This window comes from Rahnella sp. CFA14(1/10) (assembly GCF_004195095.1).
GTDB classification, from domain to species: Bacteria; Pseudomonadota; Gammaproteobacteria; order Enterobacterales; family Enterobacteriaceae; genus Rahnella; species Rahnella perminowiae.
This window is the reverse complement of the sequence record NZ_SEWS01000012.1, coordinates 108,793-128,585: the sequence shown is the minus strand read 5'-3', so window position 1 is coordinate 128,585 and position 19,793 is coordinate 108,793. Positions and strand designations below refer to the sequence as shown.

At 52.7% G+C, this 19,793-nt stretch carries 17 protein-coding genes; 13 read left to right on the top strand and 4 right to left on the bottom strand.

The window, feature by feature from the left end; all coding sequences use genetic code 11:
• Positions 1–151 precede the first annotated feature (151 nt).
• The 5 genes from purL (at position 152) to EVX52_RS21835 (ending at position 8,309) form a co-directional block, all read left to right on the top strand.
• The gene (gene purL, locus EVX52_RS21855; RefSeq protein ID WP_129992110.1) at positions 152–4,042 is read left to right on the top strand and encodes a phosphoribosylformylglycinamidine synthase; all 3,891 of its coding nucleotides are present in this window, start codon (positions 152–154) and stop codon (positions 4,040–4,042) included.
• 254 nt (positions 4,043–4,296) lie between these two features.
• Positions 4,297–4,908 carry a lipid IV(A) palmitoyltransferase PagP gene (gene pagP, locus EVX52_RS21850; RefSeq protein WP_129992109.1) on the top strand — a complete coding sequence of 204 codons (612 nt, stop codon included), beginning with the start codon at positions 4,297–4,299 and terminating at the stop codon, positions 4,906–4,908.
• Positions 4,909–5,080: 172 nt separating this feature from the next.
• Positions 5,081–6,382 carry a bifunctional glucose-1-phosphatase/inositol phosphatase gene (gene agp, locus EVX52_RS21845; protein ID WP_129952887.1) on the top strand — a complete coding sequence of 434 codons (1,302 nt, stop codon included), beginning with the start codon at positions 5,081–5,083 and terminating at the stop codon, positions 6,380–6,382.
• 100 nt (positions 6,383–6,482) lie between these two features.
• Entirely contained in the window at positions 6,483–7,490 is a 1,008-nt protein-coding gene (locus EVX52_RS21840; RefSeq protein WP_129952886.1) for a fatty acid desaturase, read from the top strand.
• A gap of 12 nt (positions 7,491–7,502) precedes the next feature.
• On the top strand, positions 7,503–8,309 hold the full coding sequence (locus EVX52_RS21835) for a phosphate/phosphite/phosphonate ABC transporter substrate-binding protein (protein ID WP_129952885.1): 807 nt from the start codon (positions 7,503–7,505) through the stop codon (positions 8,307–8,309).
• Between the two features lie 46 nt (positions 8,310–8,355).
• On the opposite strand, the gene sseA is transcribed toward EVX52_RS21835, so the two are convergent.
• The 3 genes from sseA to EVX52_RS21820 form a co-directional block, all read right to left on the bottom strand.
• Positions 8,356–9,201: a 3-mercaptopyruvate sulfurtransferase gene (gene sseA / locus EVX52_RS21830; RefSeq protein WP_129992108.1), complete on the bottom strand. Its 846-nt coding sequence runs from the start codon at positions 9,199–9,201 to the stop codon at positions 8,356–8,358.
• A 33-nt stretch (positions 9,202–9,234) separates the two neighbouring features.
• On the bottom strand, positions 9,235–9,783 hold the full coding sequence (locus EVX52_RS21825) for a GNAT family N-acetyltransferase (RefSeq protein ID WP_129992107.1): 549 nt from the start codon (positions 9,781–9,783) through the stop codon (positions 9,235–9,237).
• A gap of 137 nt (positions 9,784–9,920) precedes the next feature.
• Positions 9,921–10,712 carry a helix-turn-helix transcriptional regulator gene (locus tag EVX52_RS21820; RefSeq protein ID WP_129992106.1) on the bottom strand — a complete coding sequence of 264 codons (792 nt, stop codon included), beginning with the start codon at positions 10,710–10,712 and terminating at the stop codon, positions 9,921–9,923.
• Between the two features lie 137 nt (positions 10,713–10,849).
• On the opposite strand from EVX52_RS21820, the gene EVX52_RS21815 reads away from it, so the two are divergent.
• Positions 10,850–11,620 (top strand): class I SAM-dependent methyltransferase, encoded by a 771-nt coding sequence (locus EVX52_RS21815; RefSeq protein ID WP_129992125.1) that lies wholly within the window; start codon positions 10,850–10,852, stop codon positions 11,618–11,620.
• Positions 11,621–11,675: 55 nt separating this feature from the next.
• Here the strand turns inward: EVX52_RS21815 and EVX52_RS21810 are convergent, their stop codons facing one another.
• Positions 11,676–12,596, bottom strand: coding sequence for a DUF808 domain-containing protein (locus tag EVX52_RS21810; protein WP_129992105.1), 921 nt, complete (start codon positions 12,594–12,596; stop codon positions 11,676–11,678).
• Between the two features lie 389 nt (positions 12,597–12,985).
• Between EVX52_RS21810 and EVX52_RS21805 the strand changes: the two genes are divergently transcribed.
• The 7 genes from EVX52_RS21805 to EVX52_RS21775 all read left to right on the top strand — a co-directional run bounded on the left by EVX52_RS21805 (position 12,986) and on the right by EVX52_RS21775 (position 19,618).
• Positions 12,986–13,261, top strand: coding sequence for a DUF1471 domain-containing protein (locus EVX52_RS21805; protein WP_129952880.1), 276 nt, complete (start codon positions 12,986–12,988; stop codon positions 13,259–13,261).
• 263 nt (positions 13,262–13,524) lie between these two features.
• On the top strand, positions 13,525–14,103 hold the full coding sequence (locus EVX52_RS21800) for a class I SAM-dependent methyltransferase (protein WP_129952879.1): 579 nt from the start codon (positions 13,525–13,527) through the stop codon (positions 14,101–14,103).
• A gap of 272 nt (positions 14,104–14,375) precedes the next feature.
• On the top strand, positions 14,376–14,900 hold the full coding sequence (aroL, locus tag EVX52_RS21795; protein ID WP_129952878.1) for a shikimate kinase AroL: 525 nt from the start codon (positions 14,376–14,378) through the stop codon (positions 14,898–14,900).
• Between the two features lie 538 nt (positions 14,901–15,438).
• On the top strand, positions 15,439–16,233 hold the full coding sequence (locus tag EVX52_RS21790) for an IclR family transcriptional regulator (protein ID WP_129952877.1): 795 nt from the start codon (positions 15,439–15,441) through the stop codon (positions 16,231–16,233).
• Positions 16,234–16,294: 61 nt separating this feature from the next.
• A complete protein-coding gene (locus EVX52_RS21785) occupies positions 16,295–17,872 on the top strand; it encodes an OPT/YSL family transporter (RefSeq protein WP_129992104.1) in 1,578 nt (525 codons plus the stop codon).
• A 134-nt stretch (positions 17,873–18,006) separates the two neighbouring features.
• A complete protein-coding gene (locus tag EVX52_RS21780; RefSeq protein WP_129952875.1) occupies positions 18,007–18,936 on the top strand; it encodes a DUF1177 domain-containing protein in 930 nt (309 codons plus the stop codon).
• Between the two features lie 4 nt (positions 18,937–18,940).
• A complete protein-coding gene (locus EVX52_RS21775; protein WP_129992103.1) occupies positions 18,941–19,618 on the top strand; it encodes an AroM family protein in 678 nt (225 codons plus the stop codon).
• Positions 19,619–19,793 lie beyond the last annotated feature (175 nt).

The window sequence follows — 19,793 nt, the reverse complement described above, 5'->3', positions numbered from 1 at the left end:
AAGATATGTGGGCCTATAAATGAATATCAAGTTTCCCTGCGCAAACGGTTTCGTCGGACGCCAGCTTTCTTTATAATAGCCCGCGTTTTCCCCCTGTTGCGCCCAATGAAGCACTGTGGTCAGTGTCTTCGAAGACGAGAGATCTGTCATTATGGAAATACTGCGTGGTTCGCCCGCTTTGTCGGCTTTTCGCATTAATAAATTGTTGTCCCGTTGTCAGGAAGTCCGCCTTCCGGTCAGCGATATTTACGCCGAATATGTACACTTTGCCGATGTCAGCGCGCCGCTGAATTCGGACGAACAAACCAAGTTACAACGCCTTCTGAAATACGGTCCTTCTCTCGCTGAACATGCTCCTTCTGGTCGTTTACTGTTAGTGACCCCGCGCCCCGGCACCATTTCTCCGTGGTCTTCCAAAGCTACCGATATCGCACACAATTGCGGCCTGTCACAGGTTCTGCGTCTGGAGCGCGGTCTGGCATTTTATGTTCAGGCACCGCAACTGGCCGAAGCTCAGTGGAGCGAACTGGGTGCCTTGCTGCATGACCGCATGATGGAAACCGTCTTTGGCCAGCTGGAAGACGCCAGCGCGCTGTTTGCACAGCATCAGCCTGCCCCTGTGCAACATGTGGATATCCTCGGTGAGGGCCGTGGCGCACTGGAAGCCGCCAATACCAAATTAGGTCTGGCGCTGGCGCAGGACGAAATTGATTATCTGATGGCTGCCTTTACGTCGTTGGGGCGCAACCCGACGGATATCGAACTGTATATGTTCGCACAGGCAAACTCAGAACACTGTCGTCACAAAATCTTCAACGCAGACTGGATTATCGACGGTAAAACGCAGCCGAAATCCCTGTTTAAGATGATTAAGAACACCTTCGAACACACCCCTGATCACGTGCTGTCTGCGTATAAAGATAACGCCGCCGTGATGGAAGGTTCACAGGTCGGCCGTTTCTACGCTGATGCAAAAGACGGTCTGTATGATTTTCATCAGGAACAGGCGCATATCCTGATGAAGGTCGAGACCCATAACCACCCGACGGCGATCTCTCCGTGGCCGGGTGCGGCCACCGGTTCCGGCGGCGAAATCCGTGATGAAGGCGCAACCGGCCGTGGTGCGAAACCTAAAGCCGGTCTGGTCGGTTTCTCCGTTTCCAACCTGCGTATTCCGGGTTTTGAACAACCATGGGAAGAAGACTTTGGTAAGCCGGATCGTATCGTTACCGCGCTGGATATTATGACCGACGGTCCGCTGGGCGGGGCCGCATTTAACAACGAATTTGGTCGTCCGGCATTACTGGGCTACTTCCGTACTTATGAAGAAAACGTCAACAGCCACAACGGCCCGGAGCTGCGCGGTTATCATAAACCGATCATGCTGGCGGGCGGTATCGGTAACATCCGTGCTGATCACGTACAAAAAGGTGAAATCACCGTTGGCGCGAAACTGATCGTTCTTGGTGGTCCGGCGATGAATATCGGTCTGGGCGGCGGTGCGGCATCTTCTATGGCTTCCGGTCAGTCTGATGCCGATCTGGATTTTGCTTCCGTACAGCGCGACAACCCGGAAATGGAACGCCGTTGTCAGGAAGTGATCGACCGCTGCTGGCAACTGGGCGAAGCCAACCCGATTTTATTTATCCATGACGTCGGTGCGGGCGGTTTATCGAATGCCATGCCGGAGCTGGTCAGTGATGGTAACCGTGGCGGCCGTTTCCGGCTGCGCGATATCCTCAACGACGAACCGGGTATGAGCCCGCTGGAAGTCTGGTGTAACGAATCGCAGGAACGTTATGTGCTGGCGGTTTCTCCGGCGCAGCTGGAACAGTTCGATGCGATCTGCCAGCGCGAACGCGCTCCTTATGCGGTCATCGGCGAAGCCACTGAAGAAATGCATCTTTCTCTGGAAGACAGCCATTTCGACAACCAGCCAATAGATATGCCGCTGGATGTGCTGCTGGGCAAAACGCCAAAAATGACCCGCGACGTCACCACGCTGAAAGCCAAAGGCGATGACCTGAATGCGGAAAATATTCAGATTGCTGAAGCGGTAAACCGTGTTCTGCATCTGCCGGCCGTGGCCGAGAAAACCTTCCTGATCACCATCGGTGACCGCACTGTCACCGGTATGGTCGCACGTGACCAGATGGTCGGCCCGTGGCAGATCCCGGTAGCCGACTGCGCAGTCACCACCGCCAGCCTCGACAGCTACCACGGCGAAGCGATGTCACTGGGCGAACGTGCGCCGGTTGCCTTGCTGGATTTCGCCGCTTCCGGTCGCATGGCCGTTGGCGAAGCACTGACGAATATCGCGGCGGTAGAAATCGGCAGCCTGAAACGCGTTAAGCTTTCTGCTAACTGGATGTCTGCGGCCGGTCATCCTGGGGAAGATGCCGGTTTATACGCCGCCGTGAAAGCGGTAGGCGAAGAACTTTGTCCGGCGCTGGGCATTACCATCCCGGTGGGCAAAGACTCCATGTCGATGAAAACCCGCTGGCAGGAAGGTAACGAACAACGCGAGATGACTTCGCCGTTGTCACTGGTGATCACCGCGTTTGCCCGTGTCGAAGACGTTCGTCATACCGTGACGCCACAACTGCGCACCGATAAAGGTGACACCGCGTTGCTGCTGGTGGATCTGGGTGCCGGTCATAACGCACTGGGTGCCACGGCGCTGGCACAGGTTTACCGTCAGCTCGGCAATACACCGGCGGATGTGCGCAGCGCAGAGCAACTGGGCGGCTTCTTCAATGCCATGCAGGCGCTGGTGTCTGAGCAGAAATTACTGGCATATCATGACCGTTCCGACGGTGGTCTGCTGGTGACGCTGGCTGAAATGGCCTTCGCAGGGCATTGCGGCCTGACCGCAGATATCGCGGCGCTGGGCACTGATGCGCTGGCGGCATTGTTCAACGAAGAACTGGGCGCGGTGATCCAGATCCGTGCATCAGACCGTGAAGCGGTTGAGAAAACGCTGGCTGATTTTGGTCTGGCGGATTGCACGCATTACCTCGGCAGCGTCGAAACCGGTGACCGCTTCATCATTTCTTCTGGTGACAAGCCGGTGTACAGCGAAAGCCGCACCACGCTGCGTACCTGGTGGGCTGAAACGACCTGGCAGATGCAACGTCTGCGCGACAACCCTGAATGTGCCGATCAGGAACATCAGGCGAAAACCAACGATCTGGATCCGGGGCTGAACGTCAAACTGACCTTTGCCCCTGACGAAGACGTGGCCGCACCTTACATCGCGAAGGGCGCGCGTCCGAAAGTTGCCGTGCTGCGTGAGCAGGGCGTGAACTCCCACGTTGAAATGGCGGCTGCCTTCCACCGTGCCGGTTTTGATGCGGTTGATGTCCACATGAGTGATTTGCTGGCCGGTCGCCGGGATTTGCAGGATTTCCATACGCTGGTGGCGTGCGGCGGATTCTCTTACGGTGATGTGCTGGGCGCGGGTGAAGGCTGGGCGAAATCAGTTCTGTTCAATGACCGCGTGCGTGAAGAGTTCGAAGAATTCTTCCACCGTCCGCAAACGCTGGCGCTGGGTGTGTGTAACGGCTGTCAGATGATGTCTAACCTGAAAGAGCTGATCCCCGGTGCGGAACATTGGCCACGCTTCGTGCGTAACCTGTCTGACCGTTTCGAAGCACGTTTCAGCCTGGTGGAAGTGGCTGCCAGCCCGTCGATGTTCATGCAGGGTATGGCCGGTTCACGTATGCCAATCGCCGTTTCCCACGGGGAAGGGCATGTGGAAGTGCGTGACGCCGCGCATCTGGCGCAAATTGAGCACAGTAATCTGGTAGCGCTGCGTTTCGTGGATAACAACGGTCAGGCGACCGAAAGCTATCCGGCGAACCCGAACGGCTCTCCGAACGGCATCACGGCGGTGACCAACCTGTCAGGCCGCGTTACCGTGATGATGCCGCATCCGGAGCGCGTTTTCCGCACTGTCAGCAACTCATGGCATCCGGAAGAATGGGGCGAAGACAGCCCGTGGATGCGCATGTTCCGCAATGCCCGTAAACAGCTTGGCTAACGCTTAACGGGCTTCAGTAATAAAAATCCGCAGTGCGAAAGCCTGCGGATTTTTTTATGAAACTTACTTATTCCTTACGTTCTGTTTACTTATGGTATTATCTTCAGGGTAGGAATTCTCTTATAATATAATCGGCAATCACTTAAATTTCAGGTAATTAAAAAATAATAAGGGTATTGTTTTTAACTCGTTTAATTATTTTCCAGACGTGATTAGGTATAATAATTCATTACGTCAGGGAGTTATTTGAAAAGATGTTTTATAAAAAAATTGCCAGGGATTTAAGTTTCACCGTTGTTCTCGCCTGTTGTGTGCCCGCTTTTGCCGCCAATAATAGTGCCTATCCCACGGATGATCCAAAGCCATCACAGAAAGAGTCTATCTTTCCCGGAATATGGTCAGATTTTAAAGACAAGGTTTCGACGACGTGGAATGATTCTGATTCGCAGGATCTGTATTTACCGGTTATTACCTGGCATAACCGCCTGACCTACGATAAAGAGAAAACCGATAAATATAACGAACGTCCGTGGGGCGGAGGTTATGGTATTTCCCGGTACGATGAAAAGGGTAACTGGAATGGCATTTATTTAATGGCGTTTAAAGACTCCCATAATAAATGGGAACCCATCGGGGGTTACGGTTGGGAAAAAATATGGACACCTGCAGAAGATAAGAACTTCCGCTTAGGGCTGGGGTATACCGCAGCGGTCACAGCTCGTGACGACTATAAATATATCCCGATTCCGATCGTTTTACCGCTGGCTTCCATCGGTTATAACAAACTTACCTTCCAGGCGACATATATTCCGGGAACTTACAATAACGGCAATGTGTTCTTTGCGTGGCTGCGTTATCAGTTCTGATCCGCTTTCTTTGTGACTGAACAAAGCCCGGATACAGGTTGTGAACCTGATCCCCCACTTTTGATGAATATTCCACTATGCTGAAAATTCACCGCAGGAATCAATCTGTTGGCTTCTGCGGCGTTTTTTGTTTTCAGGGAATCTACAAAACACTTCATCAAGAGGATCACTCGTGAAAAAAGCATCCCGTTATTTTGCGTTGTCAGCACTTGCCTGCGTTTTACCTCTCACTTTGCCTGTCGCTCAGGCTGCCCAGTCCGATAATTTAGAACTGCAACAGGTGCTGGTGCTCAGCCGCCACGGTATCCGTGCGCCGCTGGTCAATTATGGTGATGTGCTTGCCGAATCGACAACGCACACCTGGCCGGTGTGGAAAACCGAAGGCGGTTTGCTGACACCAAAAGGTGGTCAGGTTTCCGAACATATGGGGCATTATTTCCGTGCCTGGCTGGCGCAGGACAAACTGCTGCCTGCCGCCGGATGCCCTGAAAATACGCAAGTCTTTACCTACGCTAACAGTTTGCCGCGCACCATTGATACCGCGAAACACTTTACCGGCGGGGCTTTCCCCGGCTGCGATGTCCCGGTGCTGAATCGCGTAGAGATCGGCAAAATGGATCCCGTTTTTAACCCGATCATTACCGCAGAAGTGAATGATACTTTCAAAACCAGCGCCCTGAACTCGATTAATCAGCACGCAGGCGAGGGCGGACTGGCAGGGCTGAATCAGCGTCTCAAGCCGAACTATCAGTTGCTGGAAAGCATCCTCGATTATAAAAACAGTAAAATCTGCAAAGAGAAAAAACAGTGCGATCTGGCTTCGCAGCCGTCAGACGTGGTGCTGACCCAGGGCAAGGAACCGGGCATTACCGGCCCGCTACGAATGGCGACCGGGGCAACCGATGCCTTCATGTTGCAGTATTACGAAGGTTTCCCGATGAAGGATATTGCCTGGGGGAAAGTTGATACACCAGACCAATGGACGAAGCTGGAAACTATCAAAAATTTGTATCACGAAACACTGTTCGGATCGCCAGCGATTGCGGCCAACGCAGCTAAACCGTTGCTGACCTTTATCGCCGGTGTGCTTGATCCGAAGCTGGCGTCAACCGCTGATCAGAAGGCCGCCCAACAGGCAAAACTGGCGGTGCTGGTCGGGCATGATTCGAATATCGCTTCCCTGCTGGCTGCACTGAAAACGCAGGATTACCAGTTACCGGGGCAGTATGAACGTACGCCTATCAGCGGCACGGTGGTCTTCCAGCGCTGGCACGATAAAAAAGCGGATAAGGATTTGATGAAAATTGAATATGTTTATCCGACTGCCCGCCAGATCCGCAATAATGTGGCGCTGAGCCTCAAAAATCCTCCGGAACGTGTGACGTTGCACATCGAAGGATGTACCACCGACAAGCAGGGTTTCTGTCCGATGGAACAGTTTACCCAGGCATTGCAAAAAGATATGCAGGGCTGAGTTTGTTAGCCGCTAACTGGCAATAGATAGTGATTTAAGTTAGTTAGCGGCATCAATCCATTGTCCGATAATGTGTCAGGCTTTCTGACTCTGGCACATTATGACGTCTTCTTCGTTTTACCTCAGCGCCCGTCAGCGGGCCGAAATTACTCTCCGCTCACGCCATTACTGGTGGAGGCTGGAAATCCCCACCTGGTTGCTGATTGTCTCAGTCTACAGCGGCTGGTTCGCTAGCGTTTTTTTCTGGCATGGTCTCGGTCCATGGCTCGGAACACCGCTGCTTATCTGGTTCACTACCTGGTATATGTCACTGCAACATGAACTCATCCACGGTCACCCTACCCGCAAACCCTGGCTGAATCAGTTATTTGGCATGCTGCCGCTGGCGGTCTGGTATCCCTATGGCCTGTATCGGGATACGCATCTGCAACATCACCGCAATGAACATCTGACGCTGCCCGGCGACGATCCTGAAGCTTATTATTTCAGCCGTACAACCTGGGAAAATCTGTCACCCGCGATGAAAACTGTTGTCCGTTTGCGCAATACCTTGCCGGGGAGAATGTTCATTGGCCCGCTGTCAGATATTGTGAGTGCGCTGACCGGCGCGCTGATGGCCGTATTGCGTGGCGAGTGGCGTACGGTGAGTATGTGGCTGATGCATGGCGTATTGCTGGTAGCCCTGTTCAGCGTGATGGCGCAACGCGGGTTATCGCCGCTGTATTTTATTCTGGCAGTAAGTTATCCCGCCCTGAGCCTGACCAAAGTCCGATCTTTCTTTGAACATCGCGCAGAGCATTTGCCGCAGGCCCGATCGACGCTCAATGAAGCCGGTTTTGTGTGGCGTCTGCTGTTTCTGAATCTGAATTATCATCTGGTACATCACGATTTACCCGGCGTGCCGTGGTATGCGCTGCGACAGGTCTACGTCGCTGACCGTGAGGCGTATATTCAGCGCAGCGAGGGTTTCGTCGTGCATGGTTACCGCCAGTGGTTCCGCGATCACACGCAGATACCTGTAGATGTTGAAGCTCATCCTTTTGCCGCCGGGAAATCTCCGGCGCAACCTGTGCTCAGCGACTATGATTATCAGCAGGATACCCCCTGACGGAGTGGCCAGATGATGCTGATGTCTTTGCCGATGTATGCGATTTCTCCCGCTGATGTGGAAGCGTTCGCCGACGTGCTACGCCAAAAACTCCGGCAACTCGGCCTCGCTTCAACACCGGATGCGCTGAACTGGCCGCAGGATTTATTCAGCCACTGGCAGGCACCGGATTTGTTGCTCAGCCAGACCTGCGGTTTTCCGCTGATGGAAAGTTTGCCCCAGGTTCAGCTGGTGGGCACATTCAGTTACCATGCCCCCGGCTGCGACGGTTTCCGTTATCGCAGTTTTTTACTGGCGCGTGAGGAGGATGCCGGATTACATCTGGCTGATTTTCGCCACCGGCGGCTGGCGTTTAACAGTACCGATTCCCAGTCAGGTTATAACAGCCTGCGCGCACTGGTCGCGCCGCTGGCCAAAGACGGAAGGTTTTTCTCACAGGCCACCGCCACCGGAGGGCACCGCGAATCGCTTCATTACGTTCAGCAAAATCTTGCCGATCTTGCCGCGATTGACTGCGTAACGCTGGAACTCCTGCGGCGTACCGGGTCCCGTTCCCTCACCGGGCTGGAGGTGATCGGACAAACCGCCGCTGTGCCCGGTTTACCGATGATCACCTGTGCGCAAACTTCTTCGGAGGATCTGGCGATTTTACGGCAGGCGTTGCACGACATTGTGGATGAGCCGGTCAGTAAACCCTTACTTATTGAAAAATTCACCGAAGTTCCACGACAGGCCTACCAGGTGATCAGCCAGATGAAAGCGTTAGCTCTGGCGCTCGGCGTCAGTGAGCTGATGCCTGAGTTGTCAAAAACGGCATAAAAAAACCGGGCGCGGTGCCCGGTTGTCGTTTTCCTGCATCACAGGATCAGTGCGTTTCGATCGGGAAATCTTCGTTAATGTCCCCCCATTCAGCCCACGAACCGTCATATAACAGCACATCTTTAACGCCCAGCGAATCAAGTCCGAATGCCAGGGCGGCGGCTGTAACACCTGAACCGCAACTGGTGATGACCGGTTTATCCAGATTGACGCCCAGACGTTCAAACGTCGCCTTCAGATCTGATGGCGATTTCAGATGTCCGTCCTGCGTCAGTTCGGTAAACGGCACACTCAGGCTGCCGGGAATATGCCCGCCGTGCAGCCCTGGCCGCGGTTCCGGCGCCTCGGCTTTAAAGCGTGCCAGCGAACGGGCGTCGATAATCTGCACCTTGCCGATCGCGTCTTTCACCTGACCAGCACTGACCACCACCGGACGCACCAGCCTGGCATTAAACGTTGTGGGTACGCGGGTGTGCTCGCCGCTTTGTGTCGGCTTACCTTCGGCAATCCATGCATTCAGACCCCCATCCAGCACGCGTACGCTTTTGGCACCGAAACTGGTCAGCATCCACCACACACGCGGCGCGGAGAAGAGATCGCCTTCGTCATACAGTACGATGGTTTGCGTATCGGCCACGCCTAAACGGCTCATTGACGCAGCGAATTCCTCCGCTGTCGGCATCATGTGTGGCAGGCCGGTACTGCAATCAGAAATGCTGTCGACTTCCACATAAATCGCGTTGGGAATATGCGTTTCGAGATATTTTGCGTGGAAATCGATGGGCGGTGTAATGCCCGGTTTGGATTTACGACAATCGATAATGACCACGTCCGGTGAGTTCAGATTCTTCGCCAGCCAGTCGGTAGATACGGTATGGGTAGAAAAAGTCATGTTTTGTTGCCTTATCTTTTTGTGAGGTCAGCCTCAGAGATCGCCCGGGATCAGAGAATACATCCAGGCATCACATGGCTGACCATGATAATAAAGCCGGTTACGGTGCAGGCCTTCTGATATCGCGCCCGTTTTTTCCGCTACCCGGCGGCTGCGTTCGTTGCCCTCCATCACCACGATTTCCAGACGGGTCAGCTCCAGCTCAGTAAACGCAAAGCGTGCCGCCGATCTGGCTGCCAGCGTCGCCAGCCCGTGGCCGGTATAACCGGTACGGATCCAGTAACCGAGATTGGCGAATTTGTACTCGGGCGTAATGCGGTTGATGCCCACGCTGCCAATCAGATTACCGCCTGAACGCTCAAAGATACAAAAATTGAATTCTGTGCCGCGATGGCGTTTCTGCTCGCTGTCGGCCAGGTATTTCCGGCTGTCTTCATGCGAATATTTATCGGTACACCAGGACTCCCATGCGCCGATATCCTTTACAGACGCTTTAACTGCCGCAAAATGCGTGACGGCCTCAAGTTCAGTCGCTACACGAATTTCGAATTCTTCATCCTGATAAATCTGGCGTGTCATCATGGGCGTTAACCTGTCATTGGGGAAACCAATTATTTAGCAAACCAAAAAAGTCAGCCTCACATATCCGGCATCTGTATGTCAATTGGTGAAAATGACCATTAACCAAGAAAAAACAGCAGGCTGCCCGCTGTGGTTTTTTACGTTTCGGGTACCAGTATCACCAGTTTACATTCTGCATATCCGGCCGGGAAAAAGGTCTGTTGCCGGTAACAGATTTCACCCTGAAGCGGGTGATGGAAACGCCGTTCACCTCCCTCACGCGCCAGCACTTCCTGCTGTGACCACCACTGGTTGAACTCGTGGCTGCGCTCACGCAGGTTGATCACCGACTGGCGGACGGCTTCCGAATGGGCGTAATGACTGGTTTCGGCGCGAAACTCCGCCACCACCCGTTTGGCGCGTTCCGGCCAGTTTGTGACCAGCCGGCGAGCCAGCGGATGCAGGAACATGAACTCCAGCAGATTAGGGTGTTCATCCACTCCCAGCCAGCCACCGAACAACGCTCCTGCCTGGGGATTCCATGCCAGCACATTCCAGGCACTGTCGAGCAGATAACCGGGGCAGGTGAGTTGACTGACGCAATCTTTAAGGCCGGCGTCCGGCGCGCCGGAAGAGGGCAACACCCGGGGATCTTTCACCGACGCCAGACTGAATAAATACTCGCGCGCGGCAGACTCCATGCGCAGCGCTTTTGCCAGTCTGTCGAGTGTCGCAGCGGAAATGGACACATCGCGGCCCTGCTCAATCCACGTATACCACGTTGCACTGATCCCGCTGATTTGCGCCAGTTCTTCGCGGCGCAAACCGCTGGTTCTGCGGCGGGAGGAACCGGGAAGCCCGACCATTTCAGGCGTGACACGTTCGCGGTGAGTACGTAAAAACGTGCCCAGCGCTTTCGGCCCGCTGAGCGACTCTGCATTATCAGTCATGACATTCTCTTAAACAGGAAGTAACTGATACCAGTATAAATGCTCATATTGTTCTCGTATAGAACTCTGCCTATAGTGATTTTGAAACATGAGAAACCCAGATTCTTATTACAAAAACAAGACAGACAGGAGCAATGATGAATACCAAAAATACTCACAGTGAGGCTGTTGATAAGCAGTTTGGCTCACAGGCACAGGATTACCTGACCAGTGCGGTTCATTCGCAGGGCGCGGATTTACAACGTCTCGCTGCCTTGCTGGCACCCTATAAGGAAGCGCAGGTCATTGATCTGGGGTGCGGCGCAGGGCACGCCAGCTTTGTTGCCGCAGGCGTGGTTAAAAATGTGATTGCTTACGATTTGTCGGCGCAGATGCTGGATGTGGTCATGCTGGCTGCCCGGGATAAGCAACTGACCAATATCACTGTGCAACAGGGCATGGCGGAATCGCTGCCTTTCGAGGATCATAGCGCTGAGGTGATCATCAGCCGCTATTCCGCGCACCACTGGCATGATGTCGGGCAGGCGCTGCGCGAAGTGGCACGCGTGCTGAAGCCAGGCGGTAAATTTATCATGATGGATGTGGTGTCACCGGGACACCCGTTGCTGGATATTTATCTGCAAACCGTCGAAGTGCTGCGCGACACCTCGCATGTTTGCAATTATTCACCAGGTGAATGGCTGAATATGGTGGCTGAAGCCGGGCTGATTGCCCGTGAGGTCACGACAGATCGTCTGCCGCTGGAGTTCACCAGTTGGATTGCCCGTATGCGTACGCCGGAACATTTCGCCGTTGCTATCCGCGAACTGCAAAAAGTCATGTCGGATGAGGTGGTACAACATTTTGAGATCCAGCCTGACGGTACGTTCACCAGTGATATCATGATGCTGGTGGCATCGAAGCACTGAAGATAAAAGCCTAAGAGGCGCCCTTTCACAGAGGGAAGGGCGCACAGCGTCTGTATTATGATTTCTTGCCGAACATTTTCTGCCCAATTATCACCAGCGCCAGCACGGCCGCGCCGACAATCAGACCGACGACTAAATCAGTGGCACCGGTAATCAGTGTATTCACCCAGCTTTCGTGGCCGTGCGTCAGGGGTTCAATCAGGCTGTGCATAAACGGCAGGCCGTGGCTGATGATGCTGCCGCCGACCAGGAACATTGCAACAGTTCCCACCACCGACAGTGCCTTCATCAGCCAGGGAGCGAGATTTACGATGCTGCGACCAAAGGCGCGCACACCCTTCATCATGCTGTTTTCGCCGGAGAGTTTACTCAGATACAAACCGGCGTCGTCGATTTTGACAATCGCGCCGACCAGCCCGTAGACACCGATAGTCATTATCACCGCAATCAGCACCATCACGGTGATCTGATTAAGGAACGGCGCTGATGAGACAATACCGAGCGAAATCACGATGATTTCAGCTGAAAGAATAAAGTCGGTGCGCACAGCGCCTTTGACCTTATCTTTTTCATGCTTTTTAGCATCCGCTTCATTTTTTATTTCAGCGGTGGCCGGTTTTTCTTCAGCAGGATGCTCGCCCGGCATGAGTTTATGGGCGATTTTTTCGAAACCCTCATAACATAAATAAGCGCCGCCAATCATCAGCAGCGGGGTAATGGCCCAGGGGATAAAGGCACTGATCAGTAAGGCCAGCGGAACCAGAATGGCTTTGTTGATCATTGAGCCTTTGGCTACCGCCCAGACGATCGGTAATTCCCGATCGGCTTTTACTCCCGTCACCTGTTGTGCATTCAGCGCCAAATCATCGCCCAGCACGCTGGCTGTTTTTTTCGCAGCGACTTTGCTCATCGCCGCTACATCATCAAGAATCGATGCGATGTCATCGATTAAGGCCAGAAGACTACCACCCGCCATAAATACTCCCTTTTATCATTATGCAAAGGTTCTCCGCACGCGCGGGAAACCGAACTCTGTAACCCTGACAGGACAGCCGGTCACTGCAACAGAGAATTCATACAAAATAATCATAACAGTGATTGCATGCTGGCGTCGATTTGTGCGAAAGTTGTGCGAACTATAAATAACTTTGAAATTCCTCCATACTTTCTCCATTAAATATCGTTGATTCTCCAGCGCTTACGCTAGCAGAAATGTTTGTTTTCATACTCTCCTTATTTTTACCACAATGGTTTAAGTTCTTTACATTGTATTACGTCCGCTTTCATTGCTTCGGCGATAATTAATTCAACGGATTGCTTCCGCCCCCATTAATTAACGAAACTAACGAAAGAAAGGTGCGTAATATGAAACTGTTACCTGCAATTACAGCTGTTGCTATTACTGTTGCTTCATTTTCTGCCCTGGCTGCGACGCCTATTTCAGAAATGCAGGCGCAAAGCGGTACTTATCAGTCACTGGGCATGGTGTCCGTCAGTGCGCCTAGCACCATCCCGGGCAGTTTGCACGACCAGCTGAACCAGATTGCCAGCGACAAAGGGGCGAGCCACTACCGTGTGATTGGTGCGGATACCCCGGGGGATTCAAGTCTGACCCGTGCCAGTGTTGAGTTGTATAAATAATAAGCAGATATTTTAAAGCGAAACGCTTGATTTATCTAATTTTTATTAGGCTCAATCGTGTTATAGGGAATTGAGAAGGCCAATGTCACCTGACATTGGCCTTTTTTATTCTTTTTATCTTTTCTCTTCGCCGGTTTATTTTGAGAATCATCTCATAGGATTTAATTTATATTAAACTTCCTGGCACTTTTTTATTCTTAATAATCATTTCTTAAGAATTTATAAGTGATATTGAAGTCTATATCCCCCAGGAGGACGTTTAAATGTTAAATGCCGCAATAATGACAATTAAGAACACCGGGATTTCGATTCAGAACCAGTTTTTTTATTTGCAGAATTTTATTACTTCACCACGCACCATGGGAACCCTTATGCCCTCGTCACCGTGGTTGTGCCATGCGATGCTCAGTCAGATTGACTGGACGACATCGCTGGATATTGCCGAACTTGGCGCGGCGGACGGCGTTCTGACCCGCCGCATCCTGAGCCGTATGCGGGCAGACGCCCGGCTTGAGGCTTTTGAAATCCAGCCCGCGTTTATCCGTAAGCTTAATCAGATGAAAGATCGCCGTTTACAGGTGATGGCACATTCAGCCGAGCATATGAGCACGTCGTATGATGCTGTGTTTTCCTGCCTGCCATTGCTCTCGATGCCTCTGCGTACCCGTATCAGAATTTTGCAGACCACGCGGCAACAGCTGAAAGAAAAGGACGGCGTGCTGGTTTTATTCCAGTACAGCCCTCTGTCAGAGAAATTGTTATCACGCTACTTCACCTGGAAAAAAATCCGGGTAGTGAAGAATTTTCCGCCCGCCCTGGTCTATATCTGTAAACCCCGCTGATACAGCAACTTAGAGGATAGGGCTCGCAAAGCTTATTGCAGGCCGTTGCGCAGCAAGGATTTTTCAGTATGATGCCCTTAACGGCGTAAATAAAACGCTACAGAAGCTTCACCGGCAGGTGACAAAAATCTGCCAGTGAGGCTTTTTTGTTGTACTATCTGACGAGTACGCATGCAGGGCAGTACAATGACCATTTTTGACACATACTTCATATTGATGATGGATTTTCATCAGGCGGGCTAACGGCTCCCAGGGAATAAAGGATAGCGGTAATGACACAAACCATTTTCATGGTCGGCGCACGTGGTGCGGGTAAAACAACCGTTGGCAATGCCCTGGCTAAAGCGCTGGGCTACAAATTTGTCGATACCGATCTGGCGTTGCTGTGTACTTCTGGCCTCAGCGTGGCAGATATTGTTGAGCGTGAGGGCTGGGAGGGCTTCCGCCGTCGTGAAACTGAGACATTAAAAGCTATTTGCTCGCCCTTCACCGTGGTTGCCACAGGGGGAGGCGTGGTGCTGTCCCGGGAAAATCGCGACTTTATGGGCCAGAATGGTACTGTCATTTATCTGCGTTCCCCTGCATCTACCCTGGCAAATCGTCTGGAAGATGCACCGCTGGAAGATCAGCGTCCGACATTAACAGGCAAGCCGATCACGGAAGAAATGACGGAAGTATTGAATGAGCGGGAAGCGCTTTATCAGGAGGCGGCCCATCATGTCGTTGACGGAACTCAGGAGCCGCAGAGGGTGGTGAATCTGATTATGGATGCACTGGCGCTGTCGATGGCGCGCTGAATTCCCCTGATATCTGACAAAACGAGCCCGGTGGCTCGTTTTTTTATGTCTGCGCGTTCTGAGCCGTGGCTCCGGGAAAAGCCGGTGTAAACAAAACGGGCCATGTGACGTGACGGAGATCACGTACGCTTAAGTATTGTACTGATGTATAGGTGGGCGTAAAATAATAACCCATGTGATTACTTAACAGCGGAACTCATGATGAAATCCATAATGTCGTTCTTCAGCCAGCATGCCAAAGTGATGCCCGCCATCTGGTCGGTTACCATTATTCTCATTGAAGCTTCTATCGCTCTTTATATTTTGCGTAATATTTAATCACGATAATCTGCTGGTTTTTACATCAGTCACCTCATTAATACTCGGCATTTATTTCTCCTTCCTCTCAATCTAATGGCTTTAGGAATTTCTTTAAGCATATTCCTTTGTGTATTTCATCCTGCGTGAAAAATAAACGACTTGACGCTGACACGTATCAGCTTTAATTTTTATTTAACTAAACAGGAACCTTGTTCCATATAGCGGAACTCGCGCCTTTATGACTACATTGGAAAATGCGGCGGCAGTACTGAAGCTATTTTCAAAACAAGGGATCCGTCAGGGGCATCCCGGTTTGTCGTTCAGTGATGTCGTTGAAAATTTAAAATTACCGAAAAGTACGGTTTCCCGGTTACTGATGACGATGGAAACAGAAGGACTGCTGGAACGTGATCCTGACAGCCGCCTGTACCGGATCGGACGATTATTACTGGCTGTTTCCAGTCATTATTTATCGACTCCGCTGGTCGATTTAGCGTCACCGTATATGGCGCAACTCAGCCAGCTGACGCAATGCACGGGTTATATTTCCATGCTGGAAGGACGCGACATCATGGTTATGCGCATGTTTCCCGGCAGAACGTATCTGCAAGTGGTCACGCCAGCCGGAAGCCTCCTGCCTGCGCATGAAACTGCCATCGGGCGTGCGATTCTTGCGCGGTATACCGATGATGATGTTCTCGCACGTTATAGCGGTCACTATCAGGTGCATTCTGCTAATTCACCGGCCAGCAGGGAAGTTCTGTTATCCCGGTTGGCGGAAGTCCGGCTGAACGGTGTGTCATTTGCCAACAACGAAACGTTGCTGGGAATAAGTACCTTAGCCACCAGTATTTTTAATAAGCACCGTAATGAGACCGTTGGATTATGTTTGTCTTTCCCTTCACCTGCACAGGGGAAAGACATTCCGGAAGGAATAAAAGAAGGGCTGATTGCTGTAACCCGGCAAATCGCCGAAAAATTGGGTGATGAGTATTGGCATTTATCTAAAACGGCAACAGAGCCGCCAGGATAATGACTTGTAACGGACCCGGATTATTTGCTATGTGAAATACTTGCTCAACACCAGGGGCCTTATGTCAGATCAATCTGCAAAGAATAATAAGGAGAATCCGCTAAAGGATATTGGCACGCTCATCGTAATGATTCTGTTGTCTGTTTTAGGCGCAATCATCGGTGTTCAACTGATTACCACGTTGGGTGTTACGCCAAATACGTCGATTATCGGCGCACTGTTTGCCATGTTACTGGCGCGCATTCCGATGCAGGCTTTTCACCGTTACCGTTCTGTTCACACACAGAACCTGGCGCAAACCGTGATCTCCTCCGCAACCTTTGGTGCGGCAAACAGTTTGCTGATGCCGATCGCTATCCCTTATGTCATGGGGCAGCCGCAACTGATCATGCCGATGTTTACCGGTGTGGCTGCAGCGATGTTACTTGATGCCTACCTGCTTTATCGGCTGTTTGACACCAAAGTGTTCCCGGCCAGCAATGCCTGGCCACCCGGTGTTGCCGCAGCTGAAGCGATCAAAGCCGGTGATAACGGCGGACGTCAGGCCTGGCTGCTGGTTGCAGGCGTAATTGTCGGGCTGGGCGGCGCGATGCTGAAAATCCCGATGGCGGCTTTTGGTACGGCATTTATCGGCAACATCTGGGCGCTCAGCATGTTTGGTATCGGCCTGCTGATCCGCGCGTATGCGCAGCCGGTTGCCGGACTGGATCTCAACGCCTTGTATATTCCGCACGGTATGATGGTCGGCGCGGGGCTGGTGTCTCTGCTGCAGGTGATTCAGGTTGTGCGTGCTAAAAACGCTGATGCCAAAGCCACGTTTACTCAACCGGCGAAAGAGGTGTGTAAAGCGCTCGGCCTGGGCGCATTCGGTTATATCGCCATCGCCGCACTGCTGGCGCTGGCGGGCGGGTTGTACAGTGAAATGTCGGTCGGCATGCTGATTGCGTTCGTGATTTACGCTGCGTTTGCCGCCTTCTTCCATGAGCTGATCGTAGGTATTGCCGCGATGCACTCCGGCTGGTTCCCTGCCTTTGCTGTGGCGCTGATTACCTTAATTATCGGCATTCTGATTGGCTTCCCGCCGCTGGCGTTGTGCGTGCTGACCGGTTTTACCGCCGCAACGGGTCCGGCATTTGCGGATATGGGCTTTGACCTGAAAGCCGGATTCATTTTGCGCGGTTATGGCAAAGATTTGCAGGCTGAACTTTATGGCCGCCGGATCCAGTTATTCGCCGCACTGCTGGCATTTATCATCGCCATTCCGGTGGTGTGGTACGCTCATTACGGTTATTTCGCCCAGGATTTAGTGCCGCCGGTTGCGCGGGTTTATGCCAAAACTATTCAGGCCGGAGCCCAGCCGGGCATTGCGCACAGTCTGCTGATCTGGGCAATTCCGGGCGCATTGATTCAGCTGATTGGCGGCCCGAAACGTCAGCTTGGCGTGCTGCTGGCGACCGGTTTGTTGATCAACAGCGTCATGGCCGGATGGGCCGTGGTCTGCGGCATCGTATTGCGCATTATCATTATCCGCATCTGGGGTGAAAAAGGGCGTACGCCCATGGAAGTGCTGGCGGCGGGTTTTATTGCCGGTGACGCACTCTACAGCTTCTTCACCTCGATTTTCAGTGCCAAAAAGTAGTGAGTACCGCACCAACACCAGGGCTGATGTTCAGCCAGTATTAAACACCTGACTGTTCCCCGACGAACAGCGCCCGCGACCGTTTGGCTACTGCGTGATATACGCCGGTCGCGATGTTTTAAGAGGGCTTTGTGATGAGTTTGCAGCAGACACTAACGGTATTCGAACTGATTGACAGTGCGCATGTCAGTGGTCAGGACATTGTGGACTTATTTGCCCGCTATCCTGAGATCACCGCCAGCACACACCGCGCTGACGGCCCGAAAGGTGGCACTGATTTTGTGCGTATCACCATACCAGGCAGCCAGGGAAAAAGCCGTGGCGGTACAGCGCCAACGCTGGGGATTATCGGCCGCCTGGGCGGGATTGGTGCACGCCCGACGCGTATCGGTCTGGTTTCTGATGGTGATGGTGCGATTGCCGCTGTCACCAGCGCGCTCAAGCTTGCTGACATGCAGCGCAAGGGGGACGTACTCGAAGGCGATGTGATTGTTACCACCCATATTTGCCCGAACGCACCGACCCGCCCGCATGATCCGGTCGATTTCATGGATTCGCCGATTGATGACGTGACCATGAATGATAATGAAGTGGTTGACGGCGTTGACGCCATCCTGTCCATCGACACCACCAAAGGCAACCGCATTATCAGTCACAAGGGATACGCGATTTCGCCGACGGTGAAAGAGGGGTACATCCTGCGTGTTTCCGAAGATTTGCTGCGCATCATGGAAATGACCAGCGGCAAACCGGCGGTCACTTTCCCGATTACCACGCAGGACATTACGCCTTACGGCAACGGTGTGCACCATCTGAACAGCATTCTGCAACCGTCAACGGCGACCACCGTGCCGGTGGTCGGTGTGGCTATTACGGCGGAATCGGTTGTACCGGGTTGTGGCACCGGGGCAAGTCATGAAGTGGATATCGCGCTGGCGGCAAAGTTTGCCGTTGAAGTTGCGAAAGAGTTCGGCCGCGGCACCTGTCAGTTCTTTGATGCCGATGAATATCAACTCTTGTTGTCGCTGTACGGAAGCTTGCGTCACCTGCAAAACCGGAAGTAATACGATGATGACACCTTTTGCGACGTTAACAATCGGACAGGCGCCACGTAGCGACATTATGCCGCTGTTGATGGCACATCTGCCGGCCGGGTCAGTCACCCATGTGGGTTTACTCGACGGGTTAAGCACGGAGCAAATAGAACAGCGTTATGCCGCTGTTGAGGGTGAGGCGGTACTGGTCACCCGCCTGCTGGATGGTTCGCAGGTCACGATGGCGGCACACCGTGTCGAGCGCGGATTACAGGAAAAGATCGACGTCATGGAAGCCCTGGGTTGCATGACCATTCTGCTGCTTTGTACCGGCCAGTTTCATCATCTGCAGGCTAACAATGCGCTGCTGCTGGAGCCTGACCGCATTATTCCCCCTCTGATCGGTTCAATGGTCGGGCAGCACCGTACGGGCATTGTTGTGCCGGTTGAATCACAGGTGGTTGAACAGGCGGACAAATGGCGCAAATTAGCCAAATCCCCCTGTTTTGCGGTTGCCAGTCCGTATCTTTCTGACGACCAGGAACTGAAGGAAGCCGCGATGTGCCTGGCTGAACAGGGAGCGGAAGTCGTGGTGCTCGATTGCATCGGCTTTAATCGCCATCACGTTGATGTGCTGAAAAAGCATCTGAATATTCCGGTGTTGTTATCGAATGTACTGATGGCAAAACTGGCTGCGGAACTGGTGGTTTGAGGGGATGACTGACGGGCAAACAGCTACCCACAATGGCACTGTGCGACGGTAAAATCAAATCAGCGCTACCGCTTTGCGTGCGGTGTCGTTTCGTGCGGATAAAGCCGTAATAATCAGTGACAGAAGAGGCTTTCTGCCCCTAATATGAAGGCTCTGAAATTTATCGCAAAGGGCC